Below are 756 nucleotides of genomic sequence, written 5' to 3' on the forward strand. Positions count from 1 at the left end.
ATCGCTAGTAATCGCGGATCAGCATGTCGCGGTGAATACGTTCCCGGGTCTTGTACACACCGCCCGTCACACCATGGGAGTGGGTTTTACCAGAAGTAGTTAGCCTAACCGTAAGGGGGGCGATTACCACGGTAGGATTCATGACTGGGGTGAAGTCGTAACAAGGTAGCCGTATCGGAAGGTGCGGCTGGATCACCTCCTTTCAGAGCTTAAGTGCTCGTGTTAAGCGTCCACTCTTATCGGTTGTTTGATATAGCTGGGATCAGTTGCAGGCTTGGGTCGAGGGAATCTTCCCTGGGTCTACAGCTTTCCTGACTGCTGATCCGAAAAGGTTTTTGGGTCTGTAGCTCAGTCGGTTAGAGCACCGTCTTGATAAGGCGGGGGTCGTTGGTTCGAATCCAACCAGACCCACCAAGTATTCTGCGTATGCGGGATATGGGGGTGTAGCTCAGCTGGGAGAGCGCCTGCTTTGCAAGCAGGATGTCATCGGTTCGATCCCGTTCACCTCCACCAAGTACCTAATCACCTGGTGATGTAGAGGCTAACTCATAGTGTCGTTGAAACGGCCTTATGAGTTAGGTTTTACCTGACAGCTATATTCGTTCTTTAACAATCTGGAAGAAGCACAACGAAATGTGCTCATCAAGTAATCAGCTTGCTGATGAAGATGGGTACGGGTTGTGATTGCATTAATTTTGTTCCAAGTTCTCAAGACTGGGGTGAATAACCCTAGACTGCTTTGAAACTTATGAACGG

2 tRNA genes and 1 rRNA gene are annotated in these 756 nt (G+C 49.6%); all 3 read left to right on the top strand.

The annotated features are described in order from the left end of the window. Positions 1-203, top strand: a 16S ribosomal RNA gene (locus HV766_RS30115); the annotation flags it as partial. Positions 204-337: 134 nt separating this feature from the next. Continuing rightward, positions 338-414 (top strand) — tRNA-Ile (locus tag HV766_RS30120). Between the two features lie 23 nt (positions 415-437). After that, a tRNA-Ala gene (locus tag HV766_RS30125) sits at positions 438-513 on the top strand. Positions 514-756: the final 243 nt, after the last annotated feature.

Origin of the sequence: Achromobacter aegrifaciens (genome assembly GCF_902859735.1) — a bacterium.
Classification (GTDB): domain Bacteria; phylum Pseudomonadota; class Gammaproteobacteria; order Burkholderiales; family Burkholderiaceae_B; genus Achromobacter; species Achromobacter aegrifaciens.